This window comes from Laceyella putida (genome assembly GCF_042665195.1).
Taxonomy (GTDB): domain Bacteria; phylum Bacillota; class Bacilli; order Thermoactinomycetales; family Thermoactinomycetaceae; genus Laceyella; species Laceyella putida.
The window spans coordinates 342,219-357,993 of record NZ_JBHTBW010000006.1 but is presented as its reverse complement, the minus strand read 5'-3'; the positions used below and the strand labels follow the sequence as shown (position 1 = coordinate 357,993).

The window sequence follows — 15,775 nt, the reverse complement described above, 5'->3', positions numbered from 1 at the left end:
ATATTACTTATTTATTATTTGCCGTGCTCATCTTCCAAGCGTACACGTCATAGCCTGCCAGCAACCAGGGGGAAATGGGCGAATCCTTTTTGTCGCTTGAATGCTGGGTGACATAGACATCATGTCTTCCGATGCGCGTGATAATCGCCGAATGTTCAATATCCCCATCATGGTCAAAATCGATACTGACAACATCCCCCACCGATAAATCCTTCCAATCTTTTACCTGTTGCGCTCTGTCTTTAAAGTGCTTGTAAAAGCTGTTTGCCACGCCCCAGGCATAAGAAGGTTTTTGGTCGCTGTAATACCAGTAAGTGCCGGTTCTTCTCTCCTGAATGCCACCCGCTTTAATCGCTTGCGATACAAAGTTGGTGCAATCCGGCCAGCAGTTTTCGCAACCGCCGCTTACCCGCGAGTAATAGCCATACTCCTTGTTGTTCCGCTTGTTCCACCACTTGTATGCATAATCCCTGGCCGCAATTGGATTGTACTGATTGCTTGTCTTTTGCGCTTGGAGCTGTTGACCTGGTTTTTCCTGTTGGGGCTGTTGGCTTGGTTTTTCGTTTTGCGGTTGTTGTGGTTGTTTGTTATTCGGTTTTTCTTGCTTGCCCTGACCCTGGCCGGACATGTCTGAGCTCATCTCCAGCTTCTGTCCCGGATTGATGGGGGTTAAAGCTTCCAGTGTGCTTTTTTCTTCCTCCGTCAAAGTCGCCCCCATCTTCAGCCTTTGTTCCATATTTTTAATGATTTTGTTTTTTGTTTCATTTTCGTAAGCATCCACTTTTTTGGCATATTCCGTCACCGCTTTTGCTTCAGCGGGGGTGAGGGATTGGATATTGGTTGCCGCGACAATCACCATCTCGCGGAACTTCGCATCATTGACATCCGGTTTGACATTGACTTGGTGTTGTTGCGCCGCTTTTTTAATGGCTGATAAGGCTGTTTGTTCAGGCGCTGGCTTCTTTTTATCCGATTTCTTATAGTAATTCACCTTTTGCAACAGCTTTTGGTTCGATGTCGACACCTTGGGCTGATCAGAACTCCCGCTCTGGTTGACTTGCGGACTCTGCTTGACCGGTTCGGTGGAGGCAACCGCTTCATCAAGTTGGGCCGTATCGCTTTCTTTCCCATTCGTTTCTTGCACCATTGGCTGTTCTTTCGTTCCCGACTGCGCATCCGTGGACGAACATCCGCTGACGATCAGCGAGAGCATCATGGCGCAAATCATGATTCTATTCATGCTGGCTCCCTCTTTCTCGATGTAACAGATTCATGATTAAATAATAGGATAAATGATACTTAGCGAGTAATATTTTTATTAACAATTAGATAAATATTTTTGATAAATTTGAGTCAGTTGTTAGCGATTTGCCGTTATACCCAAAAAGTTCGTGATTCCACTGGAATGATAAAATTTTTCGCATATATTCCCTGGGGGAGGAAAACGAAGAAAACCCTAGCCATATTAGCTAGGGCGGGCTTGAAGGTACATCCTCGCGAGCTGGTGCGCTCTGATTTAGATTGTCTTACTTTCTAATTTCTCCATAAAGAGGAAAGCTTTGCTTTTATCTTAAGCCGTATGACGACGGAAGAAAAACAAACTTACACCAGCCAAGAGCAAAGAGCTTCCCAACGCCATGGCGATTGGATAGTTCGTAGCCGTTTTTGGCATTTTTCCACCTGAACCGTTATTTGGCTTTTCAGCGACCGGCTGATCTCCGTTCGCTGGCGAATGAGGGTTGCCCGGTTTCTCTGGGGTATCGCCATTTTCCGGGGTGCCTGGGTTTTGTCCTTTATCAGGAATATCACCATTTTCCGGGGTACCTGGGTTTTGTCCTTTATCAGGGGTATCACCATTCCCCGGAGTGCCTGGGTTTTGTCTATTGTTATCATCTTGATTTTTGCAACCTTGGACATTGACCTGGTTGCTCCAAATGCTGCCTCTTGGTTCCTTCAGATGGAAAATGTAGTTTCCTTCATTTCCGTTTTTGTTATCTTTGGGATTATAAACGACTTTGTGGACCTCGCCGCTTTTCAAGGCGGGAACCTCACCGGATGCAATAATTTGTCCCTTTTTGGCACTTCCCTCTTTAGCCCAATACAAATCATATGTACCGGCCGCCTCTTCACTTCCTCTGGCAATGTTAACCGTTACCGATAATTGGTTGCAATCACCTTCTGCTTTTGCGCCCCAGTTGCAGGCGAGCGCGATGGCGGGAGCTCCCAATACCATAAACGCAGCGACCATAAAAACGAACGATTTTTGACTCATTTTTCTAAACATCTATCAATCACCTCCGTATATTATTTCATTCGTATAGGAGATAATTTTTTAATGCTGGATTATGCTGAAACATGTGTACACTTTTAAAACGAAAAATTTTCTATCTCAGGTTATTCATAGTCACGGCAATTGATGGGAAGAAACAAGGAAAGATATCGCTCAAAAAAGATTCGGATGGCATTTTAGTATAATAATATTATATAAAAATTTTCATTTATTGGTTGATCATTGTCAGAGATATTGACTCATCCAAGAGGGATTCAACCTCACACGCCGAGATGGAATCATTACCCATCCCAATCTTGATTTAACCTGAATAACCCCCGAACAATACTGCGCGTTAGATGTTTTGACCCCATATATGGCGCATCGTTCCCCAATTCAGAAATCCCTTTTCGAAAATGAACGAATCGCAAGCCAAACAGCAATCATTCCATACAGACAAGCATAGACCATCATGATGTCACTTGGGATTGATACGCTCCCAAATATTCCTTGAGTGGCTAAGGAAATGGGATTGTCTGCCGCGTCAAACAAATAGATCGTCATTTTCCTGAACAAAGAGTCGATCGGAAAGATCAGGCTGGTTATGATCCCGATGTTCACCATCACTTTCACCTGGGTCATGGCGCCAAACTGCTCAATGAATCCGCCAAACATGCCGATCACATACAGCATGATCATCATGATTCCACTGTTCAGAGTGGAAATCCGAGCACTGAAAAAGAGGGAAACGGCAACAAGAATCACCGGTTGCAAAATGAACAATCCCAAAGCCTGGGCGAGTTGAAACATGGACACATCCGCTTTCAGCTGATCCCCGACCCATTGATTGATCGCCGTCACCCCCAGGAAGAGGAAAATCGAGTATGAAACCAGCAAGAGATTCAATCCGACAAAACGCCCAAAAACAAAAGATGACCTTGCGAGGGCACGTGACAACCAAGGGTCGATTTGCCGGCTCTCGATTTCTCTCGATATGCTTCCCACACTGCTGAAAATGGCCAAAAGGGAAGTGATGAAAGAGGCGAAGTATAATCCCATTCCGTAGAATTGTGTAGACAAAAAGCCTTTTTCCAAAACAGCGTTCGTTCCATTCCCGGTCGCCGGAGCCATTTTACCTTCCAAGAAATGGATTCCTAAACCATAAAAGACAAGGAAGGCCAATGACATCAATAAGATAACGAGAAATATGCGCTTATAAAAGATTTCTATTATCGTTAACTTAGCAATGGTCCACATGTTCCGTTGACTCCTTCCGATTGACCCAATACATAAAAATATCCTCAAGATTTTGCTTCTTGGGCGTCACCTGGTACACTTTCCCTTGTTGGGACGTTATCGCCGAGATCAAGGAAGGAATACTTTCTTCCTCTTTGAGGGTTAATAGCCAACAACTTTTTCCGTTTTCATCACGGATTTTTTCGCTGTTGAGCACAAGATCGGACAACGAAGCAAATACTTGGTTTGGCACGGAAGAAAGAGTGACCTCCACTTGGGTTTCTATAGATGTAAGCTCGCGCCAATCGCCTTGGACAATCAACCTCCCTTTATTGATAATGGCCACATGGTTGCATATCGTTTCCACCTCACTCAGCAAATGGCTGTTTAAAAAGACAGTTTTTCCTTTGTCCCGCAACTCACAGATCAATTCGCGAACCTCTTTTCTCCCGATTGGATCGAGGGCCGAAGTGGGCTCATCCAAAAAAATAACCTCCGGATCGGAAATCAAGGCGCAGGCGAGCCCGATTCTCTGTTGCATCCCTTTGGAATAACCGCTGATTTTTTCATCTCCCCGATTATGTAACCCAACCCGGTCCAACAACTCATCGATTAACCTTCTTTGCTGTTTGGGATCCACTTTGCACAAGTTTGCATGAAATTCCAACAGCTTCCTTCCCGTCATCCAATCGGGATAGCGGAACAGTTCCGGGAGATATCCAACCTGTTTACGGGAAGCAAGCGAAGAGATAGGTTGTCCCAAAATGGTGGCGGTTCCTCCCGTCGGTTGAATCAGTCCCAGCAAGGAGCGGACAAATGTGCTCTTGCCCGCTCCGTTCGGTCCCAGAAATCCATAGACCACCCCTTTCGGGACTTTTAATGTAATATCCCGGCATCCTTTGTTTCCATCATACAATTTGGTGAGTCGATCGGTTTCAATCACATACGGACCCATTCGTTTTCTTCCCTTCTCTCTTGTTGAATAAATGGAAGCAGAGTCACTTCATCCGAAGTCACTCTGCTTTCCGCTTTCTATTTGCCCATTTTCCGAGCCATTTCGATAAGTTGGTCCATTTTAACCTGATCGCTGTAATTGGTTAATGAATGGATCTTCCCGTCTTTTTGCCAGATGAGTGTTTCCCACCCCGTCGTAGGCCCTTGAACAACGATTCCTTTCACCCCATTGATTTGCACTTCGCGCACTTTGTCACGCTCTCCATAAACGGGAATCGGAAGCGTGTGCTGCCAATCATTGATGTCCACCAATTGGCTTTTGATGTTTTCCGGAATAAACGGAAGGGAAAGGATGGTTTGGCGGAGTTTGATGATGTCCACATCTTTCTCCACTTGGATTTGTGGAATATTTGTGATGGAGTATTGAAATTCGCCCTTATCCGATATTAGATTCAAATCCAATTGTTTGGGAACCTCCACACTGAATGTTTTCCCATTTAATTTGTCATCCAATTTGACCCCGCTGTTCAATTGATGCAACAATTTGTTTACTTTGTCCGTGTCCAGCTGGAAATGGATCGTCCTGGATTCCTGCACAGTGACTTCGCCCACCGCTTTCGCGTCAGCCGGGATTTTCGGTAACGCCTCTCCCGATTTTACCGCTTGCTCATACGAATCGAAATGGCGAACCCCCTCTTCCTTTTGATCCCCCTCGATCCGAATCTTCCCCATTCCTTTCAAATCCAATGAGCCGACATTTTTGCTTTCGAGGAACCTTTCCACAGACTCGAGGTCTTTTTCCGTCAGCTTCACAAACTCAACCTGATCCACACGGAAAACAGAGAGCAGTTCACTGGCGGCGGCCTGGACCTGTGGGATGCTTAAACTTCCCAACACGGCTCCCGCCGCCGCGACACCGGAAATCCAACGCTTTGTTGATTTTTTCATATGCTTCCATCTCCCATTCTTTGCAGATTGTTTTTGTATTAGTATCGGTTGTTTCATTTGACTTTCACTTGTTTCCAACCGCCCAGTGAAGCGACTCCAAGCTTCATCCCCATCAATCACCAAGGAAGAGTCGGTATGAGGGAAGCTTTCCCTGATGTTGATGCGAGTCCAATCCTCCAACTCTTTCATTTCCGTAAGCAACGCTTGGCATTCGGGGCATTGCTCCAAGTGCAACGCCATTTGTTTCCGTTCGTTCCGGGTCAGCTCCCCATCCAGATATGCCTGTAATTGCGCTTGATCTTTGCACACCATCAGTCATCCCCCCTTATCTGTTTATATTGTTTTCGGAATTTGCTTTTTGCGCGGGATAAAAGGGTTCCCACAGATTCCTTTTTTATGTTGATGGCTTCTGCCAATTCATCATAACTAAAGCCGGAGTATTTCATCAGCAACAGATTACGTTCCCGCTCATCCATTTGAGATAGGATGTTCCTTACCGCGGCAATCTCTTCCCGTTCCAACCATCTGCTTTCCGTCGAAGGGGCTGTGCCGGAAGAATGCATCGTCTCTTTTTCGACGCGAGCCGAATGCCGTTTTTCGGAACGCAAGTAATTGTAGGAAGCGTTGATGGCCGCCCTCGTCAGCCATGCGGCAACATGTTCAACCCCGGAGCGGTTCGCATGGTAAAACCGAAGAAATACATCTTGGGCAATATCCTCCGCGACCGATTGTGAAGGAATGATACGCATCACTTGTCTGACAACAAATGGATAGTGGGTTTTGAATAACGCCTCAAAATCATGCAAGGCATCTCTCGGCTGTTCTTGCAAAGATACCAACCCTTCCATTCTGAACCTCCTTTCCAACCGTCCCATATCATAGACACCGGAAAGAGCATTTTTATGACACGTTAAGGAAGTGAACGTTTTGTGAATGACACTTGGCAAGTCGTTTTAAACGGGAAGAGATCCAAAAATAGGTCTTTCGGAAAAGTGGTATGCATTAGCCGTTTTCTCGATTTCGGCAAAATGAAAAGGGCTGCGCCAACGCGAAACCCCTATTCACACGTAATGCCAAATATACAAAAAAAGCTATCCAAAAGTTGGACAACTTTTTATTCGGAAATTAAACTCAAACTCAAGATATCAAAATAAAAAGAAAAGAGTAATGAGGAACTCTGTCTATGCGGAAGATACATATGCGAATTACGCAGACTTGGCTGCCCATGAATAAGGAACGAGTATTGCGCTTTTTTAAAGGCTATGTTAAACATCTCTGTTACAGCTTTATAAGATATCATTCATAAAATCTTCCCATAATAATGGTGTTATAGTATTTACCATCAGAAAGAATTCTGTCGTTTTTTAATATGCCTTCGACTTCAAAGCCAAACCTTTTATACAATTCAATGGCTTTATCATTTGTTTCTAAAACATTCAAAGTAATTTTTTTAATGCCATTGGAGTCAGCCCAAGAAACAGATTCTTTTAAAAGATTTTTCCCAATCCCATATCCCCAAAAATCTTTTAATACGCATACTCCAAATTCTACTTTATGAGAGAATCTATTTAAATAAATTCCTTCGCATCTTGAAAACCCGACGATCCGATCATGAACTACAGCAACTAAAAATAAGTTTCTTGGATTCTCAGTGTCCGTTTTTATAATCTGTTCAAATCCTGGTATATCTATGAACGCCTCCCCTTTTTCTCTGTCCAAATTTTCAGTCTCTCCATCAATCTGTAATCTTAATTCAGACAAATCTTTTGCATCTTTTAGGGTTGCAGATCTGATAATATAATTCAACCCATTAACATAAAATTCTCGTTTGTTTATTATCATGATATCCTCCATTCATATTATTTTGGCTTTCAGATCAAAAACACTTTAGCAGACTAACGTTATAAGATTGTTAAGGTTGCCTGATTTCGGCAAAATGAAAAGGGCTCCGCAATCGCGAAACCCTTTGTGTTTGGCGGAGAGAGAGGGATTCGAACCCTCGGTACGGGTTACCCCGCACAACGGTTTTCGAGACCGCCTCCTTCAACCACTCGGACATCTCTCCATGCAATATAATTTGATGTTAACAATACTATATTATAAAGGAAAACAGAAAAAAATCAAGCCTGTTCCCGTACTTTTCCCCCATCGGCTCTCGGGCACACAGGAACCCGCATGCCAATCATGCCCGAGACACCCGCAGGGAATCTTACAATACCAACCAACTCAATTGCCCCCCATACAATTAGGTCGTAACGTCACACTTTTCCACTCTCGCTTCAACCGACTGCCTTTCTTTCTCCGTCCCACCGGATCGCTCTTCCTCATGATCAACCAACAGACTCTCCTTCGCAGATCAAAAAATAGGCGGGGTTCAAAGACTATCACGCGGCAACAGGAGAAAATCGGGATGCCGTGGGCCAACAGCGTGATCATCGACACCAACAGCAGCATCGACAGGGCCGTGAAAGAAACGGCGTCCCCCATCAGATACGCATCGGAGATTTGATCCAAGAGAAGAGCAAGGAAGAGCTGACGCGAGCTCTTCTCCGCTCTTTACTCTTTTTTCTTCTTCTCGTCCTGAAACCCTAGTTGTTGGTCAGTTTGCGTCTGCAACAACAGTTCCAGTCCGGTATAGGCGTCGACGGTCTTGGTAACCACACAGCCACTCAGGATGGTTGCCATCACGAGAAGCTGCAACATCAACAAAACGACTTGGCGCAGATAGCTGAATTTTTTGTTTTTTCTCGGACGGATAAGCCACACGATCACCGTTATCCACACCAAGGGAAACACGACTGACAACAAGCGAAGCAACAGTTCCTTGAGCGGAGAGATTGCTTCAACCACTTGCGCTTCACGCATCATCTCCAGTCCCAAAAGTCCAATTCCCAATCCCAAGACGAGCTGCACCAGTTGCGTTAAGAATCGCATCCTTCCCACCTCTTTTCGGGAGTGTATCCTTATCGTACCTGGCGCACTTCAAAAAGCTTCAAAAGGAATCAAACGGTTAGTAAAAAAAAATTGCCCTTTCCAATGAAAGGGAATCCGGTTATTCATTCTATGATTGGCTATCCTCTTTCGCCAACTCGTAAAAGGCGATGAGAAACTTACGCGTATCCAGCCGTGCATGATACTCCTGGTTCTGACGCAGATGTTGGATCATCTTGCTCAACTCGGCTCCACCGAAAAACCCGCCGTACCGTACCACATGCTCATGGTCATATCCTTGATGGACCGCCGTTGCGGACAAGTTTTTAAAGGCGACCCGAATGGCGCGCCGCATGCGTTGCCTCACCGATTTCTCCAGTTTTTGCAACTCATCTTCCGTGATCTGCGACCCCATCCGCTTCTTAACCGGCACTTGGCATATCTCCTTCAATTGCGGCAATTCTTGGCCAGGGTCCGCTTGCTCCCGCTCATGGAGATAGTGGAGCGCTTCCATCAAGTCGACCCGCCCGCTCTCATCCCAGATGCCCAACTCCGTCAAAATCGTTTTTCCAGCCCGTTGCATTCGATCCGCCGCACTGGTCGTCGCCTGCGATAAAACGGAAACTGCCGGAGCGGTAATCTGAAAGATTTCCCGCAGCTTCTTTTCATTTTCCAACTCCCGCTTGATGTTCTTAAGGACCCGTTGCACTTTCAGGCGGTTCAACGGCTTTTCAAAATGGTAGTAAATTTCGTCCTTGGTCAACGAGATATCCTTAATGTGATGGTCTTGGGAAATCATCACGATTTTTCCGTCAAACCCCTCGGCAATCAACCTCTCCACCGTTTCCAACCCATCGCGGCCCGACATGATGTAGTCGATGATCAAGACGTCCACTTTCTTTTGGATCAACAACTCGGTCGATATTTTATTCCCGTCATCCGCTTCCCCGACCACTTCACCCAGCTCATAATCCCCGATCAGATCAGACAATACCCATCTCACCGCTTCTTCATCATCCACAAGGTAGATGCGCATCCCGTTCCTCCTTTCTTTCCAAGCGCTGAAGTGGGAGCGGCAACGAAATCGTAAACTCGGTTTTGCGCTGCTGTTGATCGCTCCACACTCTCACTTGCCCGCCCATCTGCTCAACTAAGCTCTTCACATGGAATAAGCCGATCCCCGTAGACTGCTTGCCTTGTTCATCCCATTTGGTCGTATATCCCTCCGCAAACACGCGCTCAACCGGGGGGCGGATTCCCGGCCCATTATCCCACACTTGAAAGTGCACCCAGTCGGTGTCATCGATGGCGGTGATTTTAATCATCCCTGTCCGCTCTATCGCTTCGACTGCGTTACTGACCAAATTGTTTAAAATGGATATCATCATGTTGGTCGGATAGGTGGGATGCTCCCCGTAGACATGGCGCACAAAGTCGATCTGCCGCCCTTTCCGCTCCGCGTAATTGCGCCCCGCCAACAAAGCGATTTCCATCAGCTCATGCACATTCACTTCATCCGGCACATGTTCCCGCTTCATCAATCGGGACAACCCCACATCGATCACTTCCAGATGCTTGTGGATTTCATGGCATTGCACGCTGATTTGCCGCATCTGCCGGATCATCTCTTCCCGTTCCAAGCCTCCCTCTTGCAACTGTTGTTGGATATGTTTGATGTCATGGGAGACTTGTTTGGCTTGGGCCAACAATTTGTCCATGTAATTGGCCTCCTCATACAATCCGGCCAACAACATCAATTTTTGTTGTTTCTCCAGCCGTTCCCGCTGAAACATGATCATGGCATACACACCAATGACGGTCAGATTGCGAATCATGGCGATAACCCACAGATAGAAAAACCGCTTCAGCTCAAATTCAGCCGGGCTGAATTGCTTGCGCAGGGTCATTTCCATCAGCCCGCTCATGATCTCTGTTCCAAAACCGATCAATAAAATGACGAAGGGTTGATCATGATAGTCGCGCACACGGACCAAGTGGAGCAGAATCGCATACACCAGATAGTAGGAAAAGGGGGGGACCTGATTGCTTAGAAACTGCTCCAAGCTGATGGAACCATGGTCCCAGAGATAATAACCGCTTCGCCAAGCCAGCACGGACAATGAGACAACCAAGCCGATTGTGAGCGGGGAGTATCTTCGAATCCATAAGATGGAGAAAAAGAAGATAGGAATGCTCATGCTCACCCGATAATCATCTTGAAATGGATTCACCTTGAATTCGCCCACAAGCGGCACGATGAGCGCCACCACAATCAACCAAAGCAGATCGCGATTGCCCTGTATATCCATTCACCCTTTCAATAAAAGATGTAAGAATATTATACCCGAACGATCTGAATAATCTAACATCATTTGCCGGTTCTTATACAAAAAGAGAAGGGAGTCTCTTTCTGGTTATAAAGAGGCTCCCTCCTCCGCCGATTGGGCCTGTTGCCGCTTCTCCTCTTTCTTCCGTTGTCGCAACATCCGAAAGAAGTTGGTCAAAATGGAGCTGCACGCTTCTTTGCATACACCCACCACCACCTCTGTCTGGTGGTTGAAGCGCTCATCGGTCAATATATTCATCAACGTCCCCGCACAACCCGCTTTAGGATCTTCCGTCCCGTAGATCACTCGCCTGATGCGCGCTTGGATAATGGCACCCGCACACATCGGGCACGGTTCCAAGGTCACGTATAGATCACAATCATTTAAACGCCATCCACCCACATGCTCCGCCGCTTGGCGAATCGCAATCATTTCCGCATGGGCGGTGGGGTCGTGCCGGATCTCGCGCAAATTATATCCCCGGCCGATCACTTGGCCATCCTTCACGATGACGGCGCCAATCGGCACTTCACCAAGCGCTTCCGCCTTCTTGGCTTCGAGTAGTGCTTCCTGCATCCAACGTTCATGTTCCACCTCTGTTCACCTCTGCGGCGATTATATCACACTCCTTTCCAACCGGCTAAATATGAACGGCGGTTGACGCGAAAGCGGGTGCACGGCCCTCTCTCCCGGTCCGGCGGACGCTCTCTTGTTAATGGTCGGTGCCACCCGTAAACCGGAAACGATCAATCAACAGCGCGGGCGTGCGGCAATACCCGTACGCATGGCTAATCATTTGGCTTTCTTTCCCCACCGCAATGATCTGCTGCAAGGCTTGTACCACACTCTCGGTCATGCGCAGGTTTTTTATGGGTGCCACAATCTTCCCGTTCTCCACCAGAAAGGTGCCATCCCTGGTCATGCCTGTCATGATCGTTTCTTTGGGATGAACCGTTGCCAGATAGTGAAATCGGGTCACCACAATGCCTCTGTCCATTCGCTTAATCATCTCTTCGTAAGGGGAGGTTCCCTCCTCCACTTCCAAGTAAGACGGGATCGCCCCTTGAATATCCTCCAATGGGAAAGCGGCATTTCCGGTGGACATGGCCCCCATTTTTCGCGCCGTCCACTCATCATAGACCATGCCGACAATCTTCCCCTGTTCCACCAAGGTGACGGGGCGCTTCGCTTGCCCTTCCCAATCAAACGGAAAGGGGAGGCCGGATTCTTCCAAAGGGGCTTCCCTGAGAGTGAGCAGCGGTGAAAGACGTTGTTCACCCATATGAGCGGACACAAAGCTGCGTTCTTCATGATATGGAACGGGGTTAAAGCTGTAGCAAGCCCAGTTCGACACCAGATCGGCTACGGCTTTCGGTTCCAACAAAACTTGATAGGTTCCCGGCTCGATCTCGATCGGATGTTGACTCGCCAGGCACTTATCCTTCGCTGTCGTCGCCACCCGCTCCCCCTCCAGTTCATAGAAGGAGCGCTTGGTATCGGAAGCGTAACCGGAACTCGTCTCCCCCATCACCACCGCATGCAATTCGGCTTTGCTCCGCCGACCGTACAGACGGATGCCCCGTGAGTTCACAACGGCATGATCCTGGATGACCACCTGACAGGCGCCTGCCGCAGTCAATCCTTCTTCCTGCGCCGTTTGGGCGATCACATATACCTTTTTGGCCATTTCCAGGGGTGTCACTTGCTCGGTGGCCTCATCAAATCCTACGATCTGCGGAATGGTCTCCGGCTCGGCAAACCCCGTCCAAAAAGGCAGGGCCTCGGCATATCGGCTTAACCGAACAGCCTGTTCCACCGTATCGCGCAACGTGCCCTCATCCAGTTGATTGCAAGAGGCCATACCCATCCGTCCATCAAGGATCACCCTCACCACCAGTTGCAGTTCCCGCTTCCGTACATGTTGAACGATCTGGTTATTGGCTAAGCGCGTCAAATAATGCGACTGCGCCAGCAACGAACAAGCGACTTGATCCGCCACTTGTCTCCCGTAATCCATCACATAATCACATGCCTGCAACAGCCGCTTCCCTTCTATATGTTCTTTTATCTTCATTGCTCGGCCACTCCAATCTGAATATTACGAAACCGGGCGGTGGATGTGCCATGACTCACTGCAATCATCTGCATCGGCTCCCCTTTTCCACAATTGATAAATCCCCACAGCATCCAGTCTTGTTCATCGGCGATGCCATCACAGTTCTGCCAAAACGCCGGCGTTGTGCCTTGGTAGACTGGATTCTTAAACAGGCGACCTCGCTTCCCGTTTTTTATTTCCCAGGCAATTTCACAGCCAAATTGGAATTGATAACGTCGGTCATCAATACTCCAACTCTTGATCCCTTCCATATATATTCCCTCATCCGTGGTGGCGATTAACTCTTCTTTGGACATCTGCCCAGGCTCCAAGTGGATATTGGTCATGCGCACAATCGGAACGTTTTGCCAACCGACGGCGCGCATCGCTCCCCCGCTTTTCCGTCCGATTTGCGGAGCGGTTTCACGACTGGAAAGATATCCAACCAAGATTCCTTTCTCCACTAAAGGGACGCGTCCAGCCGGAACCCCATCATCATCGTACAGATAAGTGCCCAAGCCCCCTGCCGTGGTGGCATCAGCCGTCAAGTTGACGATCTCAGACCCATAACGATAACAATCCAGCTTATCTATCGTGAGGAAGCTTTTGCCGGCATAGCCCGCTTCTTCCCCCAGCACCCGATCCAACTCCACCGCATGCCCACACGATTCGTGAATCTGCAACGCCAACTGGGAACCATGCAAGATCAGCGTTCCCACCTGGGTTGGGCAAGGCTCAGCCGTCAGGAGTTGCACCGCTTCTTCCGCGATGCGCGGGGCATGTTGCACCAAATCGAGCAGTTCAATAAACTCATACCCCGCCTGCGCATAATTTCCACTAAACGTATTGGGATAGGAGCGAACCTGCACATCCTTCCCATCGGAAGAAATCACTTGTAAGCCGGCCCCTACGATCACCGTCTCTTGCTCAATCGCCGAACCAGCTGTACTGTAAAACCACTTTTTCTCTTTTGAACACTTCATCATGGCCAATCCAACCACAATGTGTTCATTGATATGTAATGCGGCTTCCGCACGTTTTAATAAAAAGAGTTTATGTTCAAGCGGCACGTTGAAAGGATCAATCGTAAGCTGAGTCTGATATGAGGCTTCCACCGCCTCCAACTCGGTCAGGTTGACCGGTTCCCGCCTTACTGTTTGGCTGGCCAGGGCCACCTCACACGCTTCCCTGACTGCCGAGACCACTTCATTGTCGTCCAGTTGCGGCCTACTGGCAAATCCCCAGCCATCCCCAATCAGCACACGAACCCCAAATCCCCGATCGGTATGATGATGCAAATGCTCGACAATTCCGTTTTTAATGCGTATCTCTTCATTGGCGAGCTGTCCGATGCGGATGTCCGCGTAGTCACACCCCGCTTGTGTCGCCTCAGTTAATGCCAACTTCGCCCACTCTTTCATCGAATGAGTTCCCCCTCTATCTCTGTTTTTCTGACCGCCCACGATCCATTCATGACTTCGGGTGATGGCTTGTGCGAATGGTTAATTTCTACAATTATTGGCTTTTTCCTTTTTATTGAAAAAAGTTTTGTGGGAACAGAGGATAGGGCCCCCCCTTCTTTTCTATTACAAACACAGAAATGCAATAGCATAGATGAATAAAAAAACAGCGATACCCCCTTATCCACCACAAGGGGACACGCTGCCATTCCTTACGATTCCGCCTATTTTCCTTATTCTTTGCACTCTGCGCAAATCCCATAAATTTCAAATTTGTGACCGGTGATCTCAAAATTCTCCGGTTGGCCAAAAATCGCCTTCATCGGACAAAGTTCGATGGCACGAGTTCGTCCACATGCCGTGCAAATGATGTGATGATGGTGCGAATCACCGCCGCAGTGAATGCGATAGCGCCGTTCACCGTTCCATTCCGTCCCTTCGATGATCCCCAGCTGTTCAAACAAAGCCAGATTACGATACACCGTATCAAAGCTAAGGCCTGGATAATCTTCCTGCATCAAGTCCAGAATCTCTTTGGCGGTCAAATAGCGCCCTTCATCAAAGAAAAGTTGCACCATCATTTCCCGTTTGCCCGTATACTTGTATCCGTGCTGTTTCAGCATATCAAGCGCCTGTTTGATATCCATCGCAATCGCTCCTATATGGCCATCCTTGATCCTGTTTATTTCCTTCTATGATACTGGTTTGCTGCGGAAAATGCGAGTGATGCGCTTCAACGCCACTACCAGGAGCAGAATCATGACGGAAACGAGCACAATCGTCCCACCGGAAGCCCAGTCCAGATAATAAGCGGCAAACAAACCGCTAAACACAGCCAGTTGGGAGAAAATCACCGACCAGATGAACGTTTGGCGAAAACTGTTGGTGAACTGCAAACTGGCGGCCACGGGAATCGTCATCAAGGCCGACACAAGCAGGATTCCCACCACACGGATGGAAGCGGCAATCACCAAGGCAACGATGAGGGCGAAGAAGAGATTGACCAACTTGCGCGGAATCCCCGCCAAAGCGGCATGCTCCTCATCAAACGACAGGGCGAACATCTCTTTATAAAACAAGAAGAAAAAGAGGGTCACGACGAGACCGATGCCGGCAATCAGGGCCAACTCATCTTTGCCAACGGCCAGAATGTTGCCAAACAGATAGCCGGCGATATCCACATTAAACCCATCCGCCGCACTGATCATAACCACGCCCAGTCCGATGCCGCCTGAAAGGAGAATCGGGATGGCCAATTCCTGATAGGAACGGTACAGGCGGCGGATGTTCTCCACGAACAAGGAGCCAGCCAGCGAAAACAGCATCCCGACATACAGCGGATTGATGGCTTGAAACAACAACACTTCTTTCTTGAGCAACAACCCCGCGGCCACTCCCGATAAAGTGACATGCGACAAGGCATCGGCAATGAGGGACAGACGACGCACGACGAGGTACACTCCGACCAACGGAGAAATGAAGCCGATAATCACACCGGCATACAGGGCATTTCTCATCCAATCATATTGAAAAAGCACTTCAAACATACGAAAGG

The 15,775-nt window shown here is 47.8% G+C and carries 15 protein-coding genes and 1 tRNA gene; all 16 read right to left on the bottom strand.

Annotation, left to right across the window (positions count from 1 at the left end):
• Positions 1-7 precede the first annotated feature (7 nt).
• The 16 genes from ACFQNG_RS03415 to ACFQNG_RS03340 all read right to left on the bottom strand — a co-directional run bounded on the left by ACFQNG_RS03415 (position 8) and on the right by ACFQNG_RS03340 (position 15,767).
• Complete coding sequence (locus ACFQNG_RS03415) at positions 8-1,240, bottom strand: amidase domain-containing protein (RefSeq protein ID WP_379863434.1); 1,233 nt, start codon at positions 1,238-1,240, stop codon at positions 8-10.
• A 330-nt stretch (positions 1,241-1,570) separates the two neighbouring features.
• A complete protein-coding gene (locus ACFQNG_RS03410; RefSeq protein WP_379863433.1) occupies positions 1,571-2,284 on the bottom strand; it encodes an LPXTG cell wall anchor domain-containing protein in 714 nt (237 codons plus the stop codon).
• Between the two features lie 381 nt (positions 2,285-2,665).
• Complete coding sequence (locus ACFQNG_RS03405; protein ID WP_379863431.1) at positions 2,666-3,526, bottom strand: ABC transporter permease; 861 nt, start codon at positions 3,524-3,526, stop codon at positions 2,666-2,668.
• Positions 3,510-4,460: an ABC transporter ATP-binding protein gene (locus ACFQNG_RS03400; protein ID WP_379863430.1), complete on the bottom strand. Its 951-nt coding sequence runs from the start codon at positions 4,458-4,460 to the stop codon at positions 3,510-3,512. Before ACFQNG_RS03400 ends, ACFQNG_RS03405 begins: the two co-directional genes overlap by 17 nt.
• Positions 4,461-4,537: 77 nt before the next feature.
• A complete protein-coding gene (locus tag ACFQNG_RS03395) occupies positions 4,538-5,719 on the bottom strand; it encodes an anti-sigma factor (protein WP_379863429.1) in 1,182 nt (393 codons plus the stop codon).
• The gene (locus ACFQNG_RS03390) at positions 5,719-6,255 is read right to left on the bottom strand and encodes an RNA polymerase sigma factor SigX (RefSeq protein WP_379863428.1); all 537 of its coding nucleotides are present in this window, start codon (positions 6,253-6,255) and stop codon (positions 5,719-5,721) included. The genes ACFQNG_RS03395 and ACFQNG_RS03390 overlap by 1 nt, the downstream gene beginning before the upstream one ends.
• A 448-nt stretch (positions 6,256-6,703) precedes the next feature.
• On the bottom strand, positions 6,704-7,249 hold the full coding sequence (locus tag ACFQNG_RS03385) for a GNAT family N-acetyltransferase (RefSeq protein WP_379863427.1): 546 nt from the start codon (positions 7,247-7,249) through the stop codon (positions 6,704-6,706).
• 131 nt (positions 7,250-7,380) lie between these two features.
• Positions 7,381-7,472, bottom strand: a tRNA-Ser gene (locus ACFQNG_RS03380).
• Positions 7,473-7,963: 491 nt separating this feature from the next.
• Positions 7,964-8,341: a hypothetical protein gene (locus ACFQNG_RS03375; protein WP_379863426.1), complete on the bottom strand. Its 378-nt coding sequence runs from the start codon at positions 8,339-8,341 to the stop codon at positions 7,964-7,966.
• A 127-nt stretch (positions 8,342-8,468) separates the two neighbouring features.
• Positions 8,469-9,374, bottom strand: a complete 906-nt coding sequence (locus tag ACFQNG_RS03370) for a DNA-binding domain-containing protein (protein ID WP_379863425.1) — start codon at positions 9,372-9,374, stop codon at positions 8,469-8,471.
• A complete protein-coding gene (locus tag ACFQNG_RS03365; RefSeq protein ID WP_379863424.1) occupies positions 9,352-10,647 on the bottom strand; it encodes a sensor histidine kinase in 1,296 nt (431 codons plus the stop codon). The genes ACFQNG_RS03370 and ACFQNG_RS03365 overlap by 23 nt, the downstream gene beginning before the upstream one ends.
• A 105-nt stretch (positions 10,648-10,752) precedes the next feature.
• On the bottom strand, positions 10,753-11,259 hold the full coding sequence (gene tadA, locus ACFQNG_RS03360; RefSeq protein WP_379863422.1) for a tRNA adenosine(34) deaminase TadA: 507 nt from the start codon (positions 11,257-11,259) through the stop codon (positions 10,753-10,755).
• 118 nt (positions 11,260-11,377) lie between these two features.
• A complete protein-coding gene (locus ACFQNG_RS03355; RefSeq protein ID WP_379863421.1) occupies positions 11,378-12,739 on the bottom strand; it encodes a TldD/PmbA family protein in 1,362 nt (453 codons plus the stop codon).
• Complete coding sequence (locus tag ACFQNG_RS03350) at positions 12,736-14,181, bottom strand: TldD/PmbA family protein (protein WP_379863420.1); 1,446 nt, start codon at positions 14,179-14,181, stop codon at positions 12,736-12,738. Before ACFQNG_RS03350 ends, ACFQNG_RS03355 begins: the two co-directional genes overlap by 4 nt.
• A 272-nt stretch (positions 14,182-14,453) precedes the next feature.
• Positions 14,454-14,867, bottom strand: coding sequence for a Fur family transcriptional regulator (locus ACFQNG_RS03345; protein WP_379863419.1), 414 nt, complete (start codon positions 14,865-14,867; stop codon positions 14,454-14,456).
• A 45-nt stretch (positions 14,868-14,912) separates the two neighbouring features.
• A complete protein-coding gene (locus ACFQNG_RS03340) occupies positions 14,913-15,767 on the bottom strand; it encodes a metal ABC transporter permease (RefSeq protein ID WP_379863418.1) in 855 nt (284 codons plus the stop codon).
• Positions 15,768-15,775 lie beyond the last annotated feature (8 nt).

What these genes read in the sequence shown, in the direction of transcription:
- ACFQNG_RS03415 (WP_379863434.1), bottom strand. Translation starts at nt 1,240, where the DNA reads ATGAATAGAATCATGATTTGCGCCATGATGCTCTCGCTGATCGTCAGC.
- ACFQNG_RS03410 (WP_379863433.1), bottom strand. Translation starts at nt 2,284, where the DNA reads ATGTTTAGAAAAATGAGTCAAAAATCGTTCGTTTTTATGGTCGCTGCG.
- ACFQNG_RS03405 (WP_379863431.1), bottom strand. Translation starts at nt 3,526, where the DNA reads ATGTGGACCATTGCTAAGTTAACGATAATAGAAATCTTTTATAAGCGC.
- ACFQNG_RS03400 (WP_379863430.1), bottom strand. Translation starts at nt 4,460, where the DNA reads ATGGGTCCGTATGTGATTGAAACCGATCGACTCACCAAATTGTATGAT.
- ACFQNG_RS03395 (WP_379863429.1), bottom strand. Translation starts at nt 5,719, where the DNA reads ATGGTGTGCAAAGATCAAGCGCAATTACAGGCATATCTGGATGGGGAG.
- ACFQNG_RS03390 (WP_379863428.1), bottom strand. Translation starts at nt 6,255, where the DNA reads ATGGAAGGGTTGGTATCTTTGCAAGAACAGCCGAGAGATGCCTTGCAT.
- ACFQNG_RS03385 (WP_379863427.1), bottom strand. Translation starts at nt 7,249, where the DNA reads ATGATAATAAACAAACGAGAATTTTATGTTAATGGGTTGAATTATATT.
- ACFQNG_RS03375 (WP_379863426.1), bottom strand. Translation starts at nt 8,341, where the DNA reads ATGCGATTCTTAACGCAACTGGTGCAGCTCGTCTTGGGATTGGGAATT.
- ACFQNG_RS03370 (WP_379863425.1), bottom strand. Translation starts at nt 9,374, where the DNA reads ATGCGCATCTACCTTGTGGATGATGAAGAAGCGGTGAGATGGGTATTG.
- ACFQNG_RS03365 (WP_379863424.1), bottom strand. Translation starts at nt 10,647, where the DNA reads ATGGATATACAGGGCAATCGCGATCTGCTTTGGTTGATTGTGGTGGCG.
- ACFQNG_RS03355 (WP_379863421.1), bottom strand. Translation starts at nt 12,739, where the DNA reads ATGAAGATAAAAGAACATATAGAAGGGAAGCGGCTGTTGCAGGCATGT.
- ACFQNG_RS03350 (WP_379863420.1), bottom strand. Translation starts at nt 14,181, where the DNA reads ATGAAAGAGTGGGCGAAGTTGGCATTAACTGAGGCGACACAAGCGGGG.
- ACFQNG_RS03345 (WP_379863419.1), bottom strand. Translation starts at nt 14,867, where the DNA reads ATGGATATCAAACAGGCGCTTGATATGCTGAAACAGCACGGATACAAG.
- ACFQNG_RS03340 (WP_379863418.1), bottom strand. Translation starts at nt 15,767, where the DNA reads ATGTTTGAAGTGCTTTTTCAATATGATTGGATGAGAAATGCCCTGTAT.